This window comes from Paraburkholderia sp. HP33-1, assembly GCF_021390595.1.
GTDB lineage: Bacteria > Pseudomonadota > Gammaproteobacteria > Burkholderiales > Burkholderiaceae > Paraburkholderia.
Genome location: NZ_JAJEJR010000002.1, coordinates 697,633 through 714,714 on the forward strand (window position 1 = coordinate 697,633; position 17,082 = coordinate 714,714).

Annotated in this window: 14 protein-coding genes and 1 pseudogene; 6 read left to right on the top strand and 9 right to left on the bottom strand. The window is 63.4% G+C overall.

From position 1 onward, the window contains the following. Positions 1-37: 37 nt before the first annotated feature. Positions 38-628: an SCO family protein gene (locus L0U81_RS19200; RefSeq protein WP_233805103.1), complete on the bottom strand. Its 591-nt coding sequence runs from the start codon at positions 626-628 to the stop codon at positions 38-40. 344 nt (positions 629-972) lie between these two features. On the opposite strand from L0U81_RS19200, the pseudogene L0U81_RS19205 reads away from it, so the two are divergent. Beyond that, positions 973-1,197 (top strand): annotated as a pseudogene (locus L0U81_RS19205) (hypothetical protein); the annotation flags it as partial. Between the two features lie 72 nt (positions 1,198-1,269). Here L0U81_RS19205 and L0U81_RS19210 read toward each other — a convergent pair. The 3 genes from L0U81_RS19210 to L0U81_RS19220 form a co-directional block, all read right to left on the bottom strand. Beyond that, positions 1,270-1,524 carry a hypothetical protein gene (locus L0U81_RS19210; protein WP_233805104.1) on the bottom strand — a complete coding sequence of 85 codons (255 nt, stop codon included), beginning with the start codon at positions 1,522-1,524 and terminating at the stop codon, positions 1,270-1,272. A gap of 154 nt (positions 1,525-1,678) precedes the next feature. Continuing rightward, on the bottom strand, positions 1,679-2,011 hold the full coding sequence (locus tag L0U81_RS19215) for a hypothetical protein (protein WP_233805105.1): 333 nt from the start codon (positions 2,009-2,011) through the stop codon (positions 1,679-1,681). 128 nt (positions 2,012-2,139) lie between these two features. Continuing rightward, complete coding sequence (locus L0U81_RS19220) at positions 2,140-4,032, bottom strand: bifunctional sugar phosphate isomerase/epimerase/4-hydroxyphenylpyruvate dioxygenase family protein (protein WP_233805106.1); 1,893 nt, start codon at positions 4,030-4,032, stop codon at positions 2,140-2,142. 319 nt (positions 4,033-4,351) lie between these two features. On the opposite strand from L0U81_RS19220, the gene aroQ reads away from it, so the two are divergent. From aroQ to L0U81_RS19235, 3 genes are read left to right on the top strand one after another with little or no spacing between them, the layout of a single operon-like run. Next, on the top strand, positions 4,352-4,807 hold the full coding sequence (gene aroQ, locus L0U81_RS19225) for a type II 3-dehydroquinate dehydratase (RefSeq protein ID WP_233805107.1): 456 nt from the start codon (positions 4,352-4,354) through the stop codon (positions 4,805-4,807). Further along, positions 4,804-5,730, top strand: coding sequence for a shikimate dehydrogenase (locus L0U81_RS19230; protein ID WP_233805108.1), 927 nt, complete (start codon positions 4,804-4,806; stop codon positions 5,728-5,730). Before aroQ ends, L0U81_RS19230 begins: the two co-directional genes overlap by 4 nt. Positions 5,731-5,780: 50 nt before the next feature. Then, a complete protein-coding gene (locus L0U81_RS19235) occupies positions 5,781-7,145 on the top strand; it encodes an MFS transporter (RefSeq protein ID WP_233805109.1) in 1,365 nt (454 codons plus the stop codon). Between the two features lie 117 nt (positions 7,146-7,262). On the opposite strand, the gene L0U81_RS19240 is transcribed toward L0U81_RS19235, so the two are convergent. The 3 genes from L0U81_RS19240 to L0U81_RS19250 form a co-directional block, all read right to left on the bottom strand. Continuing rightward, positions 7,263-8,003 carry a TetR/AcrR family transcriptional regulator gene (locus L0U81_RS19240; protein ID WP_233805110.1) on the bottom strand — a complete coding sequence of 247 codons (741 nt, stop codon included), beginning with the start codon at positions 8,001-8,003 and terminating at the stop codon, positions 7,263-7,265. A gap of 104 nt (positions 8,004-8,107) precedes the next feature. Next, positions 8,108-9,397 (bottom strand): NAD(P)/FAD-dependent oxidoreductase, encoded by a 1,290-nt coding sequence (locus tag L0U81_RS19245; protein WP_233805111.1) that lies wholly within the window; start codon positions 9,395-9,397, stop codon positions 8,108-8,110. 107 nt (positions 9,398-9,504) lie between these two features. Beyond that, entirely contained in the window at positions 9,505-10,437 is a 933-nt protein-coding gene (locus L0U81_RS19250) for a dihydrodipicolinate synthase family protein (protein ID WP_233805112.1), read from the bottom strand. Positions 10,438-10,556: 119 nt separating this feature from the next. Here L0U81_RS19250 and L0U81_RS19255 point away from each other — a divergent pair, with 119 nt between their 5' ends. Beyond that, on the top strand, positions 10,557-11,504 hold the full coding sequence (locus L0U81_RS19255; RefSeq protein WP_233805113.1) for a LysR family transcriptional regulator: 948 nt from the start codon (positions 10,557-10,559) through the stop codon (positions 11,502-11,504). A gap of 315 nt (positions 11,505-11,819) precedes the next feature. After that, positions 11,820-14,933, top strand: coding sequence for a transglycosylase domain-containing protein (locus L0U81_RS19260; RefSeq protein WP_233805114.1), 3,114 nt, complete (start codon positions 11,820-11,822; stop codon positions 14,931-14,933). Positions 14,934-14,966: 33 nt separating this feature from the next. Here L0U81_RS19260 and L0U81_RS19265 read toward each other — a convergent pair whose 3' ends face one another. Both L0U81_RS19265 and L0U81_RS19270 read right to left on the bottom strand, forming a co-directional pair. Further along, positions 14,967-16,211: an ROK family transcriptional regulator gene (locus tag L0U81_RS19265; RefSeq protein ID WP_233805115.1), complete on the bottom strand. Its 1,245-nt coding sequence runs from the start codon at positions 16,209-16,211 to the stop codon at positions 14,967-14,969. A 42-nt stretch (positions 16,212-16,253) separates the two neighbouring features. After that, complete coding sequence (locus L0U81_RS19270) at positions 16,254-17,063, bottom strand: ATP-binding cassette domain-containing protein (RefSeq protein ID WP_233805116.1); 810 nt, start codon at positions 17,061-17,063, stop codon at positions 16,254-16,256. Between the last annotated feature and the right edge of the window lie 19 nt (positions 17,064-17,082).

The window sequence follows — 17,082 nt, forward strand, 5'->3', positions numbered from 1 at the left end:
TTGGCAACTTTGCTTAGGTGAATCGCTTCGAACGTATTCAAACTCCCAGTACACCGAGAACATCACAAACTTCTTCGACTCGTGGAAGATCAGCGCTGCGCCAGCGCAACATCGCATCGTGATCGAAGCAATAGACCTGGGTCGAATGGTCGGCAATGCTACGTGGCAGCGTTGGGCGCCCCGCCAACTCAGTTCGCGTTCGGTCGACGTCATCCGAAGCCAGTGTGACCGCATTCCATCGCGGACCGGCATTGAAACGTGCGAGCCATTCGCGAAGCGCGGAAGGTAAATCGCCAAATGGGTCGATTCCAATCGACAGCAAGCGGACTGGATAACGTGTACGGGCTTGCAGCATCCGGTCTTGAACGGCGCCGAATAGCGCTCCCTGAAGGGGGCAAACCGAACTGCAACCCGTGTAAATCGTCTGCACCGCAGTGACGCCTTCACTCAACAGCGCTTCGAGCGTTCGGGGCGTGCCAGTTTGGTCGACCACCGGAATATCGGTGAGGCGGACAGGCGGACTGACCGGCCCCATGTTTCCATGCTGGGCATACGCTTTCGCCGATACCGCCGCCGTCACGGCTAAAGCGGTTGCTCGCAATATTTCCCGTCGTGTCCAGGCGGTCATGTCGCCACCCTTGAAGTGCCGTCTTGCGCCCAACAATCGTTGATCTAGTCGTATCGACGTGTCGAGAAGCGAGCCGTTGCAACTGATCTGATGTGCGACGCAAATCGGAACAAAATGCCGATGCGGGAACTCGACGAGAAAAGAGTGCGGCTCCTCATTCTGAGTGCGACGCAACTCGCTCGCTTTCTCATACCAATTCCCACTCGTTTCTTGTCCCACATCTAAACCATAGCGATGCTTTCTTTCATATTGGCTTCGAAGACGAAGCTCGCCGAATAATCGCGAAAGATCAATGTGCTAGAGATGTAAGTAGGCGTATTGCGAAGGCTATTGCGACAGAGAGCAAGCCTTGCTTCTACGTCGACATGACAGGGCTCGACCCGGACTTGCGCTTTGATCGGCACGAAGCCGGCATTCAGGCCAATCGCTATGGGCGCGTCTACGGCTTGCGGTTGATGCGCGAACTGTACGAAGTGTTCAACCCGATGCCTTGCCACGGCGTGCAGGATATGGAAGTGGAATTGGCGATCGGGCTGCGCGAGGCGGGGTATGGGGTGTGGCAGGCATGAGAAGCCTGAATGAAAAAGGCCGCGGCAACGTCGATCGTTGCCACGGCCTCAAACAGTTACGACGGTCGCGCGTTACTTGACTCCAAGCCCCCGCAACACAGCATTACCCTTGGACGTCAGACGAATATGCGGAGTACCCGCATCGCTCGAAACGGTCTCGACGAGACCCGCTTCGTAAAGCTGCGGAATTTCAGGTTTCGCGGACGCATCGATCGGCGCGTGCAACAACAGCAGCAGCGTCGCGAGTTCGTGATGGCTCAGCAGACGGCGCAGGATAGTGGGCCGCTTGGCCGGTGTTTCGTTGGCGTTCGGTTCGGGCTGGTTCATGGAGCACACCTTGTGCGGGGACATGTCCGGGGGATCATGCGGACGAAGTCTTAAACGATTCTTAAGACTCCATTGTCCTGTAATACTGTGACATGAACATTGCAATGGATCAGATTCTCGCGCCCGGAACTTCGGTTTTATGCGCAACCAAGCCTTACGGCGCGCAGGTTTTGCCTGCCGATTCGATCCACAGGTTGCTTACATGACGCTTGCCCGCATAGAAACGGTAAGTTGTCGCACCGTTGTCGCTGCGTACCTTGACGATGTTCGAGTCGCCGAAGTCGAGCATCTGGCCTTGCGGAATCGAGGTCGACTTGAATGCGGCGTTGTGATGATTGGCCATCTGCGTCAGGCAGGCGACCACGTCGTCGACGGAACGCTGCGTCGTCGTGTCCGTGACGGGCTCGCCGGAATCCGGGTCTTTCTGGAAATACGCGCAAGCGCTGAGCAGTAGCGAAAGGGACAGGACCGCAGCGAACTTCTTCATATGTCTCCTGGCGTTGATTCGGCGATTAGGGCCGCAAGCAGGCGCCATTATAGCGACCCGGCGACCCGGCTCCGGTCGGAGACGCAGATCGCGTGCCTGAGCCGCCGCCCCGCCTTCCCGCCTGCGCCTTACTTGCGCCGCTGCGCCTGCGCCGCGAGCCGCACCGCCGCATTGGCCGCGCCATAGCCGTCATAACCGCCGCGCCGTTCGACGATCTCGAGGAAAAAGCGCTGGTCGAGTTGCTCCGTATAAGCGTGGAAAAACTCGCCGCCGCGTTCATCGCGGTCGTACAGGATATTGTTCGCGCGCATCGCTTCGAGCAGCGTGTCGGACAGCGCGTAACGGGCCGCGAGGTCGTCGTAGTAATTGCGCGGAATGCGCAGGAGCGGCACACCATCGGCGACGAATTCGGGGATCGCGCCGAAGATATCGCTGGTGCTGAACGCGACGTGGTTGAGGCCGGAGCCGTGATACGTGTGCAGCGCCTCGGCGACCGCCGTATGGCGATCCACCGATGCGTTCAGCGCGATCCGCACCGAGCCGTCGGGGCTGCGCAGCGCACGGCTGCGCACGAGGCCGTACGGATCGGGCACGAGCACGCCCGGCTCGGCCAGGAAGCCCAGCGCGGTACGCAGAAACAGCACCCACGTATCGAGCGCGTTTGCCGGCACCGACAGGCACACGTGATCGATGCGCTCGAGCGGTCCCACCTCGGTAGGCCCGTTGACATCGGTCAGCACGAAATCGGCTTCGAATAGCGTGGGCTGGTCCGGCGTTTCGTCGACGAAATAGTTGAGGCTGCCGTCCGGCGCCTGCACGGCAGGCAGCACGCGCTCGTTCGGCCCGATCTGGCCGGAGAACGGCGCGTAGCCGAAGCCGGCGGCGCGCTCGAACGCCTGGCTCGCGTCGTCGACACGAAACGCCGACGCGCACAGCGACAGGCCATGCTGCTGGAAAAACGCGTTCGCGAACGAATCGGGCTCGGCGTTCAGCACGATCGATGCCGCGCCGTGCTGATAAAGCGTTACGTCCTTCGAGCGATGCTGGCCGGCCTGGCGAAAACGCAGCCTGCCGAGCCAGTCGGCGAGCTGCGCGCGGGTTGTGTCATCGACTGCGAATTCGAGGAACTGATAGCCGACGTGCGCGGGCGCCGCGGGCGAGCGGTACAGGTCGCTGGTCGTCTTCTGCGGCTGTTGTTGCGCTTCGAGGAGCGCGCGGGTTTGCTCTTCGAGGAACAGCAGCGAGCGATGGCCGTCGGCGGCCGTGATCGTGGTGGGGGCGGCGCGAAAGCCGTCGTTGAAGATTTCCAGCGAAAGCGGGCCCTTGTAGCCGGCTTTGACGACCTGCGCGGTGAAGTTCGCGAGATCGAAGTCGCCCTGGCCGGGGAAGCAGCGGTAGTGGCGGCTCCATTCGAGCACGTCCATCGCGAGCTTCGGCGCGTCCGCGATCTGCACGAACGCGATGCGCTCGCCCGGAATGTCGGCGATCGCGTCGGGCGTGTCGTTCAGCGACAGCGTATGAAAGCTGTCGAGCACGAGCCCGAGGCTCGGATGGTTCACTGCGTCGACAAGCTTCCACGCATGACGGTAGGTCTTGACGTGCTTGCCCCACGCGAGCGCCTCGTAACCGGCGATCACGCCGGCCGCCTCGGCCGCGCGGGCCAGCGCGCCGAGCTGGTCGATCATCAGCGAGTCGTCACAAATCGTGTCTGGCGACACGTTGCTGCACACGAGGATGCGGTCCGTGCCGAGTTCGTGCATCACGTCGAACTTGCGCTTCGCGCGGTCGAGATTGCGCTCGAGCCGCTCGGGACTGACGCCGTCGAAATCGCGAAACGGCTGGAACAGCATGATCTTGAGGCCGAGGTCGTCGGCGATGCGGCGCACGTCGGCGGGCGAGCCGTCGAAATACAGCAGGTCGTTCTCGAAGATTTCGACGCCTTCGAAGCCCGCCGCGCGGATCGCGCTCAGCTTCTCGACGAGGGTGCCGCTAATCGACACGGTGGCAATCGAATGTTGCATGAACGGCTCCTGCAAAAACGGACAAACGATGGGGAAAATGAACAGACCAACCACTGCGGCCCGCCGGTTGGCGCGACCTGCCGGTCTTGCTGCAATGCGCAAAATGGGCCAGTTCGTTACGCACCGGAGCAAGACGTAGGCCAGAATTCCCCATACTAGCCCCGAGTTTCGATAGTCTATACAAACTAACTAGATGGTACAAATTCGTAGAAACCCCGAATGACGGCAGCAACAGACGCGCGCATACTTCGCTACGCGTCGAAAAACCGCCGCGGGTGCAGCGGTTCGAGTCGCGCCTTATCTTGCAGGAGTCGTTGTCATGAGCTTTGCCTCCGTACTGGTCCTGAACGGACCGAATCTCAATCTGCTCGGCACGCGCGAGCCGGCCATCTATGGCTCGGAAACGCTCGACGACGTCGCGAAGCTGTGCCGCGACGCGGGCGAGCGCCTCGGCCTCGCGATCGACTTCTGCCAGTCGAACGCCGAGCATCAGCTGATCGACTGGCTGCACGCGGCACGCACGAAGGTGGACGGCATCGTGATCAATCCGGCTGCGTACACGCATACGTCGGTCGCGATAGCCGACGCGCTGACCGCGATCGAGAAGCCCGTCATCGAGGTGCATATCTCGAACGTGCATCGACGCGAAGCGTTCCGGCATCACTCGTACGTGTCGGCGGTGGCGGACGCGATCATCGTCGGCTGCGGCACGCAGGGCTATGTGCTCGCGCTGGAACGGATGGCGACGATTCTTAAGAATAGGGCGGCGAAATGAACACTCAAGCAAATACCCGGAGCGACGCGCAGATCGCCGCGCTGGCGAATGCGCAGGCGAACTTGCGGGCCACGCCCCATTCGTTTCTGGTTGGCCTGATCGGCTCGGGCATCGGCGGCTCGCTCACGCCCGCGATGCACGAGGAAGAGGGTAGCAAGCTCGGTCTGCACTATGTATATCGGCGTATCGATCTCGATGCGCAGAAGCTCGACACAGCCGCGCTGCCGGAGCTGCTGACGGCGGCAGAACGGATGGGCTACAACGGTCTGAACATCACCTATCCGTGCAAGCAGGCGGTGATTCCGCTGCTCGACGAACTGTCCGACGACGCCCGCGCGCTCGGCGCGGTCAACACCGTGCTGTTCAAGGACGGCAAGCGTATCGGCCACAACACCGACTGGTCCGGCTTCGCGCGCGCGTTCCAGCGTGGCCTGCCGGACGTGTCGCTGGAACGCGTCGTACAGCTGGGCGCCGGCGGCGCGGGCGCAGCGGTCGCGCACGCGGCGCTGAACATGGGCGCGCAGTCGCTGACCTTGTTCGACGTCGACGCCGAGCGCGCACAGTCGCTCGCCGACGAATTGCAGAAACGCTTCCCTCAAGCCAAGGTCAGCGCGGGCACGTCGCTCGAGCAATCGCTGGCGGCCGCGCAAGGGCTGATTCACGCGACGCCGACTGGAATGGCTAAAATGCCGGGCCTGCCGCTGCCGGCTGAATTGCTGCACCGCGACCTGTGGGTCGCCGACATCGTCTATTTCCCGATCCGCACCGCGCTTTTGCAGGCGGCCGAGGCGCTCGGCTGCCGCACGCTGAGCGGCGGGGGCATGGCGGTCTATCAGGCGGTCGATGCCATGCGCATTTTCACGGGCCTCGAGCCGGACGCCGAGCGCGTCTACACCCACTTTCAATCGCTGTTGCAACGCTAACCGGCCGCGTAAAGACCGGCACTCAAGCTGATCGAGGAGACAAGCACGACATGCCCCAATCGTTCCAATCCAGTTCCGCGGGCTCGCCCGCGCAGAGCAAGACGGCGAGCACCGCGCGCCGTTCGAAGGCCCGTTATCAGATCCTCGCGCTGCTCGCAGTCGGCACGATGATCAACTATCTCGACCGCACCATTCTCGGCATCGCGGCGCCGCAGTTGACGAAGGAACTCGGCATCAACGCCGCGCTGATGGGCCTGCTGTTCTCCCTGTTTTCGTGGAGCTACGCGGCCTCGCAGATTCCGGGCGGCCTGTTTCTCGACCGCTTCGGCAGCAAGGTCACGTACTTCCTGTCGATGACGTTCTGGTCGCTGTGCACGCTCGCTCAAGGTCTCGTGAGTGGCATCGGCGGCCTGTTTGCGTTCCGTCTTGGCCTGGGCGTTTCGGAAGCGCCGTGCTTTCCGACCAATAGCCGCGTGGTTGCCACGTGGTTCCCGCAAAGCGAACGCGCGATGGCGACCGCTACCTACACGGTCGGCGAATATATCGGCCTCGCGTTTTTCAGCCCGTTCCTGTTCATGCTGATGGGCGCGTTCGGCTGGCGCTCGCTGTTCCTCGTGGTCGGGGGTGTCGGTATCGCATTCGGCGTGGTGTGGTGGCTGCTGTATCGCGAGCCGCGCGATCATCCGTCGGCGAATCAGGAAGAGCTCGACTATATCGAGGCAGGCGGTGGTCTTACGCAACGCAACAAGGATGCCGCTGGTGCAGCCGATGCGGCGACGAAGAAGAGCGGCTTCGAATGGCGCACGATTGGCCGTCTGCTCAAGCATCGTCAGCTGACCGGCATCTGCCTCGGCCAGTTCGCGGGCAATTCGACGCTGGTGTTCTTCCTCACGTGGTTCCCGACGTATCTCGCCACCGAGCGTCATATGGCATGGCTGAAGATCGGCTTCTTCGCGATCATGCCGTTCATCGCGGCGTCGATCGGCGTGATGTTCGGCGGCGTGTTCTCCGACTGGCTGCTGCGCCGTGGCAAGTCGCCGAACGTCGCGCGCAAGCTGCCGATCATCGCCGGTCTGCTGCTCGCGTCGACGATCATCCTCGCCAACTATGTCGAGAGCAACGTGGCGGTGATCGCGATTCTGTCCGTGGCGTTCTTCGCGCAGGGGATGGCCGCGCTCGGCTGGACGCTCGTGTCGGATATCGCGCCTGAAGGCCTGCTTGGCGTGACCGGCGGCATCTTCAACTTCGCCGCGAATCTGGCGGGTATCGTGACGCCGCTCGTGGTGGGCCTGATCGTCGCGGCGACCGGCTCGTTCGTCGGCGCGCTGGTGTTCATCGGTGTCATCGCTTTGATCGGCGCGCTGTCGTATATCTTTATCGTCGGCGACATCAAGCGGATCGTGATGGTGGATTAAGCCTTTGTGCTGAGCCGTCGTTTCATGCGACGGCCGCTGTTGTTGAAGCGATAAAAAACGGGATGTGGCTTTCACCACATCCCGTTTCCATTTCAGCCGGACGCTACACCACCAGCCTCAATCATCCTTCTTCACGAAGCGCAAGATCGCATCGACGATCATCGCCCGATGTCGCGCCCGCAGTCGCGGATGCGACGGATCGCGCCCGAACGCGGTGCCGAACGTATGGCGGTTGCCCACGCGATGAAAGCACAGCGAACTGATCATCAGATGCAGATCGATCGGATCGATGTCGCTGCGGAACTGGCCCGCCGCGATGCCGCGCGCGAGCAGATCCTCGATCGTGTGAATCACGGTAACGTTGCGGCCCTTGAACGTCTTGACCTGCTCGACGTACTTCGCGCCGTGAATGTTTTCGATCGTCACGAGGCGCACGAAGTCGCGCTGGCGGTCGTGGTAGTCGAACGTGAATTCGACCAGCGCGCGCATGCCCTCGATCGGATCGAGTTCGCTGATATGCAGATCCTGTTCGAGCGCGCGAATGTCTCCATACACCTTCTCCAGCACCGCCTGGTACAACCCTTCCTTGCTGCCGAAGTAGTAGTACAGCATGCGCTTGGTGGTATTCGTGCGTTCCGCAATCGCGTCGACGCGCGCGCCCGTCAGTCCCATCGCGGAGAACTCCTGGGTCGCGACGTCGAGGATGTTGCGCTTCGTCTGCTCGGGATCATATTTGCGGCGGGCGTCCACACGCCGGGTGTCGGCATGTCGGGTATCGGCATGTCGGGTGTCGGCGTGCGGTGCGCCGGACACGATGCCGTTGGTATCAGGCTCGGCGGCCTTGCTTCCCTTTTTCATTGTGGTTTCGAGCGGCAGTGACGGCGCATTCTAGCATGGCGGAATGGGCCTCCGGCGCGGGTCTCGGGCATCGTTGAAGTCATTTTGACGGGCATTCGTGGTGCTTACGCGAGCGGGCGTGTGGGCCGGCGGCGCGCGGCGAGCGCGTCGCGTGTTTGCATCGCGGTGTACGTGAGCTGCGCAGCCGCGAGGCCGAGCGCGCCGTAGGCGCGCGTGAGGCCGAAGGTGGCGAACGCGTCGGGCACGGGCCGTTCACCGGAGATCGCCGCGGCCAGCAGCTCCCCTGACACCGTGGTCGGCGCCATGCCGTGTCCGCCGAAACCGACCGCGTACCAGACGCCGTCCGCGCTGCGGCCGATCTGCGGCATCTTGTGCCGCGCGTAGCTCATCAGGCCGCCCCATGCGTGCTCGATGCGCACGTTGCGCAACTGCGGATAGACCTTCAGCAGATCCTGTCGCAACAGACGCGCGATTGCCTCGGGCTCGCGGTCGCGCACCGAGATGCGCCCACCCCACAGGATGCGCGTGTCAGGCAGCGGCCGGTAGTAGTCGAACGCGAAGCGAGTGTCGTAGATTGCGGCGCGCGTGGCAATGGCGTCGTGCAAGCGTTCGCCGAGCGGCTCGGTCGCCATCACGTAGGTGGCGATCGGCAGCACCGCGCGCTCGACGCGCGCGTACACGTTGCGCGCATAGCCGCCGCCGGCCATCACGACGTGACGCGCGTCGATCGCACCCTGCGGTGTCTCGACGACGAAGCCCGCACCGTCGCGCCGCAAGCTCACGACCGGCGAGCGCTCGTGTATCGTCACGCCCGCCTGCGCGGCTGCAGCGGCGACGCCGACAACGTATTTGAGCGGATGAAAATGGAACGCGTTGCGCTCGAACAGACCACCGTGATAGCGGCTCGTTTTCAGTTGCGCGGCGAGTGCGTCGGCCGGGATCGGTTCCCAGTCGACGCCGAACGAATCGCGCATCAGGCGGCGTTGTGCTTCGAGACGCGCGGGTTCGTCGAACCAGTTCGCCAGGATCACGCCGGCGTAGGTCGCGTCGCAATCGATCCGGTAGCGCGCAATGCGCTTGCGCATCAGGTCGACGGCGTCGGTGGTCAGCGTATAGAGTTCACGCGCGCGGGTCGGGCCGAGCCTTTTCAGCAGGTCCGCGCAGTCAAGGCTGTAGCCGCCGAAAACGAAGCCGCCGTTGCGACCCGATGCGCCGAAGCCGACCTGCTGCGCTTCGAGCACGACCACGTCTTCGACGCCGCGCTCGGCGAGTCCCAACGCGGTGGACAGTCCCGCGAGTCCGCCGCCGATGATGCAGACGTGCGTGCTGTGTCGACCAGTGAGCGGCGCGTAGGCGCAGGAGCGGGTGACGGTGGCTTCGTAGAAGCTTTGCATGGGGCGTGGGCCTGTAGACAGACCCTAGGGTAGCGGCAATCGTGCGCCGTCGTCCAGCCCGGGTGAGTCCGCACCTGGGCAGGTGCCCCGCTGCGTTTCAATGTGGGTTATCGACCCCAACGCAACACAAGTGGATCGAGCCGGCGCGCGATCTTCAACAGCCCTTCGCGCGTCGCAGGATGCATCTGCGGCAACGGATGACGCACCGCATCCGAGCGGATCACGCCGCCTTCCTTCATCAGCGCCTTGCACGAAGCGAGGCCACCCTGGCGATTCTCGTAGTTGATGAGCGGCAGCCACTGCTGATAGTGCGCGGCGGCGGCCTCGGTATCGCCGGCCGCATACGCATCGATGATGAGGCGAATGCCGTCGGCATAACCGCCGCCCGTCATCGAGCCGGTCGCGCCCGCATCGAGATCGGCCATCAGCGTGATCGCTTCTTCACCGTCCCACGGACCGACGATTGCATCGCCGCCGAGTTCGATCAGCTCGCGCAGCTTGTTCGCGGCCTGCGGCGTTTCGATCTTGAAGTACGACACGTTGTCGATCTCGCGTGCCATGCGGGCGAGGAACGGTGCGGACAACGGCGTGCCGCTGACGGGCGCGTCCTGGATCATGATCGGAATCTGGATTGCATCGGACACCGTACGATAGAACTCGTGGATGCCGCGCTCGCCGATGCGGATCGTAGCGCCGTGATACGGCGGCATGACCATCACCATCGCAGCGCCCGCGGCCTGCGCGGCGCGGCTGCGCTCCGCGCACTGGTACGAGCTGAAATGCGTGGTCGTGACGATCACCGGCACGCGGCCCGCGACGTGTTCGAGTGCGAGGTGCATCAGCGTATTGCGCTCGTCGTCGGACAGCGCGAACTGCTCGGAAAAGTTCGCGAGAATGCACAAACCGTTCGAGCCGGCGTCGATCATGAAATCGAGGCAGCGCTTCTGGCCTTCGAGGTCGAGGCGGCCGGCGTCGTCGAAGATGGTCGGCACGACGGGAAAGACGCCACGCAGGGCGGAGGAAGGTGACGGTTGGGTCATGGCGATGTCGTTGTGTCCGTGCTGGGGTGAATGGCTGCTGCTGACTATACGGCGAGAGGACTCACAGGTATATTGAATTGTTTCCATATCGTGATCGCTTTTGCGACTCACCCAACCCAATGAAAGACACGCTCAACGTCCTGCTGTCCAAGCTGCGGATGAAGCAGCTGCACCTGCTGATCGCGCTCGACGATCATAAGTCGCTGCACAAGGCCGCCGGCGTGATGTCGATGACGCAATCGGCGGCAAGCAAGGCGCTGCAGGAACTCGAATCGATGCTCGACGCGCCGCTTTTCGAGCGCTCGAAAAGCGGCATGATCCCGAACCAGCTCGGTCATTGCGTGATCCGTTATGCGCGCGTCGTGACGTCAGACCTCACCGCGCTTTGCCAGGACGTCGCCGAAATTCGTTCGGGGCGCGGTGGGCGCCTCGCGCTCGGCGCGATCATGGGCGCGATTCCCGACTGCGTGGCGCCCGCGCTGAATCAGCTGCATGCGGCGCAACCCGGTCTGTCGATCGAAGTGGTGGAAGACACCAGCGCGCGGATGCTCGCGCAGCTCGACGACGGCCGGCTCGACCTGGTGGTGGGCCGCGCGGCGGTCGCGGCCGATCCGTCGAAGTATCAGTATCGTCCGCTCGGCGACGAGCCGTTGGTGGTGGTGGTCGGTTATCAGCATGCACCGTTGCCGCGCCGCGAGATGACGCTGCGCGATCTGTCTGGACATCGCTGGGTCATGTATCCGTCACATATGCCGCTGCATGCGCTGCTCGAACGCGAGATGGATCTCGCCGGCCTCGACATGCCCGACAATCCGATTTCAACAGCTTCCACTTTTGTGACGGTCGCGCTGCTGCAAAGCAGCGACGAACTCGTCTCGCTGCTGCCGAGCGCGATTGCGGGGCCGTTCGTGCGGCACAAGATGCTGCGCATCGTGCCGGTCAGGCTCAAATCGCCATCGCAGACTTTCGGCATCGTGACGCGCAAGGGCGGCGTGCTGTCGCCTCCGGCCGAGCGGTTCATTTCGCTGTTGAGCGCGCACACACAACAGGGCCAGACGAAAGCGTGAACTTTGATGCGATCCGAATCGCGCGCAGAGCCATCCACCCGATTGCCAGCAAAAACTCCAGCAAATGCGCGCCTAAACTTCGACAACGCACGCCAGAAACGCCAAAACCGCCAGAAGTGGCGGTTTTGTGTTCTTGTGAAAAGACGTTCAATATCTCACGCCAGTTCGCGTTTTGTCATCCAGCGTCGGCAGGTGTTGTAGCCGCGACACTGGCGGGCACAACCGGACCGATGAAGGCTTCTCTTTCCGAGCTACACTATTCTGGATGACGTGAGCCAGGTCCCGCACCCTGGCCATCGCTCGGGGAGAGCAGCCATGAATCGGCCACCGCTTCGGTTTCCGCTTCGCGCGACCAGCACGGTACCTGCCCGGAGCTGGCGTTGGCTCAAATGGGGGCTGGCCGCGCTCGTGCTGCTCGCGATGGCGCTGATTGCGCGTCTCGTGCAAATCGAGATCGAGACATCGCGGCTGCAGGCGCGCTACCTTTCCGAGCTGACCCGCGACGTCGGTTTTTCCGTCGCCGACGGCCCCAGCCATTCCATCCGTTTCCCGCAGACCGACAAGGGTCCGTACGACGCGCGCCTGGGCTACGCGCTCTTGCCTGCTATCCAGCAGCGTCTGTTGCAGCGCGGTTTCGAAATCAGCTCGCAGGCGCGCGATTCCGAACGCATGCTATCCCTCGCCGATAACGGCCTGTTCCTGCCTTACGACGAGAAGGACACAGCGGGCCTGCAACTTTTCGACGGCACCGGCGCGCCGCTTTACAGCGCACAGTTTCCCGGCCGCGTGTATGACAGCTTCGACGCGATTCCGCCGCTCGTCGTGAATTCGCTGCTGTTCATCGAAGACCGCTATCTGCTCGATCCGAATCAGCCGAACCGCAATCCGGCGATCGACTGGGGGCGCTTCAGCCGCGCGCTCGTCGACCAGGGCGCGCGGGTTTTCAACCGTCATCAGCAGGCGCCGGGCGGCAGCACGCTTGCGACGCAGATCGAGAAATTCCGTCACTCCGCGGGCGGCCGCACCGCGACGCCGCCCGAAAAGCTGCGGCAAATCGCGTCCGCATCAGTGCGCGCGTATCTGAAAGGACCGCAGACGCTGCCCGCGCGTGAACAGATCGTGGTCCACTATCTGAACTCGGTGCCGCTCGCCGCGCAGCCGGGCGTCGGCGAAATCAACGGTATCGGCGATGGTCTCGCCGCCTGGTACGGGCGCGATTTCCGCGAGACCAACCGATTGCTGAGGGCGCCGTCCACCGATGCGAATCTGGCCGAGCAGGGCGTCGCGTTTCGCGAAGTTCTGTCACTGATGATCGCGCAGCGCGCGCCGTCGTTTTTCCTGCAGCGCGGCTATCCCGAGCTCGAACGGCTGACCGACAGCTATACGCGGCTCCTTGCGAGCGGTGGGGTGATCTCGGCGCAGTTGCGCGACGCCGCGCTCGCGGCGCATGTCGAACTGTATCGCGCGCCGCGCAGCACACCCGAGATCGGGTCGTTCGTGTCACGCAAGGCGGTCACGTCGATGCGCTCGCATCTGCTCAACGCGCTCGGCGTGCGCAGCTTCTATGAACTGGACCGCCTCGACGTGCAGGCGCGAGGCACGCTGAACAATGACGTGCAACAGGCCGTCGCCGAGCGGCTTGCGGCCGCTGCGACGAAAGATGGTGCGAAGGCCGCGGGCCTCGTCGGCTTCGAAATGCTGCGCGGGTCCGACGATCCGTCGCATATCGCATACAGCTTCACGCTGTACGAGCGGCACGGCGACGCGAACCTCGTGCGCGTGCAGACCGATAGCGTGAACCAGCCGTTCGACATCAATTCGGGTGCGCGCCTGAATCTCGGCTCGACCGCGAAACTGCGTACCGTCATCACGTATCTGCAGATCGTCACCGACCTGCACACACGTTACGCCTCCCTGAGCAATGCCGAGCTGAAGGCGATCACGCCCGATCCAAACGATAAGCTGACGCACTGGGCGATCGACTATCTGCAGCACACGCGCGATCATTCGCTCCAGCCGATGCTCGATGCGGCCATCGAGCGTAAGTACTCGGCAAGCCCGGGCGAGACGTTCTTTACGGGCGGCGGCGCGCAGACCTTCACGAACTTCGAGTCCGACGACAACAGCCGCATCCTGACCGTGCATCGCGCGTTCCAGCACTCGGTGAACCTCGTGTTCGTGCGGCTGATGCGCGATATCGTGCACTATGAAATGGTGCAGACCACCGGGCCGTCGTCGCAATGGCTCGGCGATCCGGCGACCCGCAAGATGTACCTGACGCGTTTCGCCGATCAGGAAAGCCGCGTGTACATGAAGCGCTTCTACACGAAGTACCACGGCAAGACGCCCGATCAGCAGATCACGCTATTGCTGCTCGGCGTGCGCAAGACGCCGCCGAAAGTGGCGACCGCGTTGCGCAGCGTCGCGCCGGATGGATCGAACGCGTGGTTCAACAAAATGATGTACGCGGCGCTGAAGAACACGCCGGCGAACACGATGCTCGACGACGGAGACCTCGCGAATCTGTACGACAAGTACGGCATCAACCGCTTCAACCTGAACGACCGGGGCTACATCTCGGGCGTGCATCCGCTCGAATTGTGGACGCTGAACTATCTGCGCTCGCATCCCGACGCGACGCTCGCGCAGATCGAAAGCGCAAGCGAGAACGTGCGCCTGTCCACCTACTCGTGGCTCTTCAAGACACGCTATCACTTAACTCAGGATCACCGCATCAAACGCATGGTCGAGCTGCGCGCCTTCGATGCAATCGGCAAATCGTGGCAGGCGCTCGGCTATCCGTTCGGCTCACTGACGCCGTCGTACGCGGCGGCGATCGGCGCGTCGGGTGATCGTCCGGCGGCGCTCGCGCAACTGATCGGCGTGATCACGAACGACGGCAACAAGGTGCCGACCGAAACACTGACGCAAATCGACTTCGCGAAAGATACGCCGTACGAAACCCATTTCAAGCGCGCGGTGGTCGCGCCGGAGCAGCAGGTGTCGCCGGAAATTGCCGGTGAAGTGAAGATGCTGTTGCGCGACGTCGTGACGGGGGGCACCGGGAGGCGTCTCGCGCAAGGCATGACGTTCCCGAACGGCGAAACGCTCACCGTCTACGGCAAGACCGGCACCGGAGATCAACGCCTGAACGTGTACGCGAAGGGCGCGCGGCTGATCGAGTCGCGCAAGGTGAATCGCACCGCGACCTTTGTGTTCGCGCTCGGCGACCGCTTCTACGGCACGCTGACCGCGTTTGTGCATGAGCCGTACGCCGCGCGTTACGACTTCACGAGCGCGCTGGCGGTGCAGTTGCTGAAGTCGATGGCACCGGCGTTGCAGCCGTTACTCGATAAGCCGGTTGAGAAAACCGTGGCGGCAGCGCCGGCGGAATCGAAGCCCGTGGCGACGAAGGTCGCCGCGAAGTGAATTGATTGATTTCCAACATCGCAAATAACACGCTCACCGCTCGTCATAACCCGCCTCCGTCGCCGCCGGCTTCAGAAACAGCTCGTGGACCGGCGCGAAATGCGCATACAGCGGCAGAATCGCACCGCCCATCGCGCGGGCATCGGCGCCGATCGCGCCTTCGAGCAATTGCGGTCGCACCATGCCTTCCCATTCGAAACGATCGAGCACGCGCTCGGTGCGGCGGATGATTTCGCGCAGCAATAACCGGTCGAACTCGCCGTCGATCACGACAGCTTCGAGATCGAGCAACGCGGCAGCATTCGTTAGCGCGTTTGCGATCGCGGGGCACGCACTGTCGAGCCATTGCTCGGTATGTCGCCACAACTCGGGCGACAGCGCGCGATGATCGTGCGCCGCGGCGGCCGGTGCGTGCGCATCGCTGAAAAGCTGTTCCAGTACGAAGCCCGATGCCGCGTGCAGCAGCTGCCGCGCGGGTTTGCGCGCGCTGCCTTCGCGCAGCGGGATGGAACCGACTGCGCCCGCGTTGTCGTGCGGACCCCCACGCAGGCGGCCGTCGATCACGAGACCTCCGCCAATGAACGTGCCGACGAACAGATACAGGAAGTTGTGGATGCCACGGCCCTGGCCCATGACGAGCTCGGCCGCGCAAGCGGCCGTGGTGTCCTTGGCGAACTCGACGGGCAGGCCGGTCATCGTCGCGATGCGCGCGCGCAGATCGATGTCGTTCCATGCGTCGAGCGCGTCGGGAGGCGCGCCGAGAAAATCGCGCCAACCGCCGAGCCACAGAGGTGCCGCAACGCCCACGCCAACCACCTTGCCGGCCTTCGCGCCGAGCGTCTCGTTCACGCGCGCGAGCTTGCTTTCGAGCGCGGGAAACAGCGTACGCGGATCGGGATACGCATACTCGAACACGTCGCGGCACACGATACGCCCGGCGAAGTCCATCGCGAGCACGTCGAGACTGCGGCGTCCGACCTTGACGCCGATCGTATACGCGCCGTCCGCGCACAACGCAATTGGCACCGACGGCTGGCCGATCCGGCCGCGCACGCGCGCCTGCTTTTCGAGCAGGCCGTCGGCGATCAGCCGGTCGACGATCATCGACACCGTCTGCATCGAAAGACGCGTGAGGCGACCGACCTCGGCCTTAGGCAGTGGTCCATGCAGGCGGATCGTTTGCAGCACGATGCGCTCGTTGAATTGCCGCATGCCGACCTGATTCGACCCAACCGTGCGTTTGAGCGGCGAGCGTGAACTGGTGCTGGAGGTGTCCATCGTCGTTTATCGGCCTCGGGGCTCAGCTGGGCAGGCGGCGCGTCACGCGATCGCCTTTACGTCGGCTTCCTTCGCGCCTGTCATGATCGCGACGGCTTCCGACATGTGCACGTCCTTCGTCTTGACGAGCGCCGCGCGCCTGCCGAGCCGCTGGATATGAATGCGGTCGGCGACCTCGAACACGTGCGGCATGTTGTGACTGATGAGAATCACCGGCAGGCCGCGATCGCGCACGCGCCGGATCAGCTCGAGCACCATGTTGCCTTCCTTCACGCCGAGCGCGGCGGTAGGTTCGTCCAGAATCACCACATGGCGCGCGAACGCCGCGCTGCGTGCAACGGCGACGCCCTGACGCTGGCCGCCGGACAGTGTCTCGACCGCCTGGCGCATCGAGCGGATGCCGATCTGCAGGTCCTTCATATGCGCGGTGGCCTCTTCCAGCATGCGGCGCTTGTCGATCATCTTGAAGAGCGAGCCACGCCAGCCCGGCTTCAGCAATTCGCGGGCAAGAAACAGGTTTTCGGCGATGCTCATCGCCGGCGCGACCGCGAGTTCCTGGTACACGGTCTCGATGCCTTGCGCGCGCGCATCGAGCGGACTGCGGAACTTGACGGGCTTGCCGTCGAGCAGAATCTCGCCTTCGTCGGGCACCGTCGCGCCGGAGAGCGCCTTGATCAATGACGATTTGCCCGCGCCGTTGTCGCCGATCACCGCGAGGATTTCGCCGGGCAGCACTTCGAAATCGCAACCGTCGAGCGCGGTCACGTTGCCATAACGTTTGATGAGTCCGCGCGCCTGCAGAACCGGCATCGTGGCAGAAGGGGAAGCAGAGGTAGAAGTCGACGTCGACATGACAAGGCTCCTGTGCGGG